This is a genomic window from Elusimicrobiota bacterium (assembly GCA_018816525.1).
Taxonomy (GTDB): domain Bacteria; phylum Elusimicrobiota; class Endomicrobiia; order CG1-02-37-114; family XYA2-FULL-39-19; genus OXYB2-FULL-48-7.
Window position 1 is genome coordinate 1 of sequence record JAHIVV010000011.1, and the last position, 4,275, is coordinate 4,275.

The 4,275-nt window shown below is 39.2% G+C and carries 4 protein-coding genes; 3 read left to right on the top strand and 1 reads right to left on the bottom strand.

Features of this window, described 5'->3' with window-relative positions; all coding sequences use genetic code 11:
* Positions 1 to 216: 216 nt before the first annotated feature.
* Positions 217 to 1,365 (top strand): Gfo/Idh/MocA family oxidoreductase, encoded by a 1,149-nt coding sequence (locus KKH91_01275; GenBank protein ID MBU0951445.1) that lies wholly within the window; start codon positions 217 to 219, stop codon positions 1,363 to 1,365.
* A 45-nt stretch (positions 1,366 to 1,410) separates the two neighbouring features.
* Entirely contained in the window at positions 1,411 to 2,637 is a 1,227-nt protein-coding gene (locus tag KKH91_01280; GenBank protein ID MBU0951446.1) for a sensor domain-containing diguanylate cyclase, read from the top strand.
* On the opposite strand, the gene KKH91_01285 is transcribed toward KKH91_01280, so the two are convergent.
* Positions 2,622 to 2,987 (bottom strand): SPASM domain-containing protein, encoded by a 366-nt coding sequence (locus tag KKH91_01285; protein ID MBU0951447.1) that lies wholly within the window; start codon positions 2,985 to 2,987, stop codon positions 2,622 to 2,624. The two genes, KKH91_01280 and KKH91_01285, sit on opposite strands and share 16 nt — an antisense overlap.
* A gap of 108 nt (positions 2,988 to 3,095) precedes the next feature.
* Between KKH91_01285 and KKH91_01290 the strand changes: the two genes are divergently transcribed.
* Positions 3,096 to 4,262: an IS4 family transposase gene (locus KKH91_01290; protein ID MBU0951448.1), complete on the top strand. Its 1,167-nt coding sequence runs from the start codon at positions 3,096 to 3,098 to the stop codon at positions 4,260 to 4,262.
* The last annotated feature ends 13 nt before the right edge of the window (positions 4,263 to 4,275 follow it).

The following is a 4,275-nucleotide window of genomic DNA, read 5'->3' on the forward strand; positions in this document are numbered from 1 at the left end:
CAATTGTCCGAATAATGTATGATGATTCATAAGCCTGAACCTCCTTGTAGACCCGACAGTAATCGGGTTTTGGCATGGTTTTGAATCACACCATTATAGGGAATAGTTCAGGCTTTTTCAATCCTAATTTGGACACACGTGTCAGCGGGTATAAGATGAAAAATATGGAAATAAGGGTATTTAACAACATAACTTAAGAAATAACCGGAGGCAGAAATGAAAGTTGTAAAATTCGGGATAGTTGGTTTAGGCCTAATGGGCCGCGAGTTAGCAAGCGCAATGGCAAGATGGTGCCATTTGCCTGGGATGGAAGTAAAGCTTGAACTTGTTGCAATCTGCGGCAAGCCCAAGTCGCCTGAAATTGAAAAGTGGTTTACTGATAATTTCTCTTCAATAAAACAGGTTACTGACGATTACAGGGCTATCTGCGCCAACAAAGACATTGAAGCGGTTTACTGCGCTGTGCCGCATAACCTGCATGAGGAAATTTATTGCGCGTTAATCGAGTCAGGCAAACATTTACTCGGAGAAAAACCGTTTGGAATTGACAAGAATGCGAACGATAAAATATTATCCTGCATTAAAAAACATCCCGGAGTTTTCGTACGCTGTTCTTCAGAGTTTCCTTTTTACCCTGCGGTACAGCGGATTTGCGGCATGATTGAAAAAAATGCTTTTGGAGCCATAATAGAAGTTAATGCGGGTTTTCTGCATTCAAGCGATATTAATCCCGATAAACCCATAAACTGGAAAAGAATGATTGAATACAACGGTGAATACGGCTGTATGGGAGATTTGGGCATGCATGTTTGCCACGTGCCGTTTCGCGCAGGATGGATACCCGGTAATACGCGCGCAGTTTTATCAAAAATTGTAAAAGAACGCCCTGACGGCAAAGGCGGCCGGGTGCCTTGTAAGACATGGGATAATGCTGTGTTAATGTGTGAAGTAACAGACCCCTTAACGAAAGAAAAATTTCCCATGACTCTTAAAACTTACCGAATCGCTCCGGGTGAAAAAAATACATGGTATATAGAAATTATCGGGACAAAAGCTTCTGTAAGATTTTCTACTAAAAATCCAAAATTATTGCAGTACTGGGATTATGAAGTTAATGCTCAAAATTGGCAGAATATTGATACCGGGCAGGAGACAGCTTTCAAAAGCATTACTGGAGAAATATTCGAATTCGGATTTTCCGATGCAATTTTGCAGATGGAAGCGGCTTTTTTATATGAATTAGTAAATAAACGGCCGTTAAAGAAGTTTGCAGGTTGTGTTACGCCGGAAGAAACAGCTATAAGCCACAGGTTGTTTACAGCCGCTCTTAAATCGCAGGAAGAAACAACAGTTATTAACATATAAAACTTGTTTGACTTTATGCTCCTAAATGAGTAAAATTTCCTAACCATGAGAAGAATTTTTAAGAGATTAATAGAAGAAATAGAATTTTCAGATTGGAGGCCTTTTTTTGCCTGGATTCTATTTTTGGTTTTCTCTTTTTTCATAGAGAATTATCTTTTAAAAGCGTTTTTTATGGTTGCTTTTACTGTCATTATTGCATACTCCACTTATAGCACCTACCGCAGGAATAAGTATATTAAAAAGATGGAAAATTTCTGCAAACAAATCACGTACATTAATTCCCTGACAGAAGCCCTAAGGGGTTCGATGAAACTTGAAGAAGTTCTTACCCTGATTTTGAAAAACCTTATAGACGGGTTGAATTTTGACAGAGCTCTTATCTATATAGTCCAGCAGGAACATAGGCCGGTTGTACATTATTCCGCCGGTTACGACAAGGGCGGGAAATTCGATTATTCCTATAATGTGTCCCTTGATAAGGAAAACAGCATCCTGGCCCGCAGCATTATCGAACAGCAGACCTATATTATCACCGACGCCCCAAATAATTTTTATTGCGAGCAGGCCCTGGTAGAAAAATTGAATCTAAAAGAATTTGGTTTGATACCCATTGTCATAAAAGGCAGAAGTGTGGGAGTGATATTTGTAGATAACTATATCAGTAAGAAGAAAATTGACGACGATACCATCCAGGCATTAAAAGTTTTTGCAAATCAGTCCGGTATAGCCATCGAAAATGCAAAAATACACGAGACTATTGAAAGCCTGGCCACAAGAGACGGATTGACAAATATTTATAACCACCGTTATTTTCAGGAAGCGTTAAGGAAAGAACTTGAAAAGTCGGCCAAGTACAACCGGCCTCTAAGTTTGATATTTATAGACATTGACAATTTTAAAGACTACAATGATAAAAACGGCCACGTTGAAGGCGACGATTTGCTGAAAGAAATAACGCAATTATTCAGGGAAAATATCCGGGATGTTGATATACTGGCCCGCTATGGAGGCGAAGAATTTGTGATAGTCCTTCCGGAAACAAGCAGGGCCGATGCTTACCAGATTGCTGAAAAAGCCAGGAAAGCAGTAGAGGGCTATACTTTTAAACTTGCTGAAAGCCAATCTCAGGGCCGGATTACAGTAAGCATGGGCGTGTCGGCATTTCCTGAAGACGCATCCAGCCCAGAAACCTTGATAGATATTGCTGACAAAGGGTTATACAAAGCTAAAACCATCGGAAAAAACAGAGTATGCTCTTATAGCCAGCAGTGAAAATCTTCTGCCAGGTAATCTCCGGTCAAAGCATAAACCATCGCCCTGCAGCCGATACAATCAGAAACTCCGCATTTCCCGCATTTTCCCTTAAGGTTTTGTTTATTTCTTAAATCATTGAGCAGTTTTGAGTTACTCCAAATATTTTCAAGCGAATCCGTCTGTAAATTACCGACCGGAATATTAAATCTCCTGCAGGGCAGTACCGTAGCGTCAGGAAGCAGTGCCAGGCCGTCCTTTGCAACTATGCATTCCGCAGCAAAAACGTCTTTTTCAGAAAATTTTACCTTAAGGGCTCTGTACTGGACTAGGTCCTGCGGATTATATTCAACTTCGCATTTTTGGAAAATATTTCTGTATAAATCATCACACCTGTCCGGTTAAAAATTGAAAAAAATCATCCTTTAAGATAGAATGGGGTTGCGAACAAACCATTTTACCGAAGGAGGATTGAATAAGTGCATTATAATACAATTATGAGCCAATTGCAAACTTTTATACCGAGACATCATTTTGATACCCTTGTAAAAAGTCATTTTGGTGACCGTTATGTTAAAAACTTTACCTGCTGGAACCAGTTTACGGTTATGCTCTATGCCCAGGTAAGCGGTAAAGACAGTTTACGGGACATTCAGAACAGTCTTACAGTACAATCCCTTAAACTTTACCATCTTGGGCTTCAGCTGGTTAAACGTTCTACGCTTGCGGATGCCAATCAAACCCGCCATTACGGTATTTATGAAAACCTTTTTTATAAGTTACTGGAACGGTGCAAAAATATTACCCCAAAACATAAATTCAAGTTCAAGAATCCGTTATATATCATTGATGCAACCGTTATTGATTTATGCCTGACTACTTTTGACTGGGCAAAGTTCAGAACCACAAAAGGAGCCATAAAACTTCATTGCCAGCTGGACCACAGCGGTCAAATCCCTACTTTTATGGTTGTAACAGATGCCAAACAGCATGAAATAACCACAGCCCGCTCTTTTTTTGACATAGTGGCGGACAGCATCTACTGTGTTGATAAAGGGTATATTGACTATACCTGGCTATATTCGATAGAAAAGAGCAATGCTTTCTTTGTCACCAGAGCCAAAGACAATATTAAATACCGGGTTATCGGACAGCATAGCGAACCGAAAAAAGAAAGCGTTATTTCTGATGAAATTATCGCTTTTACCGGTTTTTATCAGCAACAGAATTATCCCAAAGAACTAAGGCTTATCAATTATTATGATAGAGAAACAGATAAATTGCTTGTATTCATAACCAACAATTTTAAACTGGCTGCTTCTACCATTGCCCGGGTATATAAAGCCAGATGGCAGATTGAAGTGTTTTTCAAATGGATTAAACAGAACCTAAAAATCAAAACCTTTTTAGGCACTTCAAAAAACGCTGTACTTACACAGGTCTGGATTGCCATGTGCTATTATTTGCTGCTGACTTATATCAAATATCAGTCTAAATACAAATCTTCTATATTTTATCTGCACAGAATTATCAAAACAACCATTTTGGAACGACTTAATCTTATTGATTTGCTTAATATGAACGATAAAATCCTTTCCAAAGTTATAAACAATGACCATCAGGGCCAACTGGCCCTAAACTTTTAGCGGACAGCTGTGA

Bases quoted from the DNA above. Each gene is read 5' to 3' on its own strand.
- KKH91_01275 (MBU0951445.1), top strand. From the start codon at position 217: ATGAAAGTTGTAAAATTCGGGATAGTTGGTTTAGGCCTAATGGGCCGC.
- KKH91_01280 (MBU0951446.1), top strand. From the start codon at position 1,411: ATGAGAAGAATTTTTAAGAGATTAATAGAAGAAATAGAATTTTCAGAT.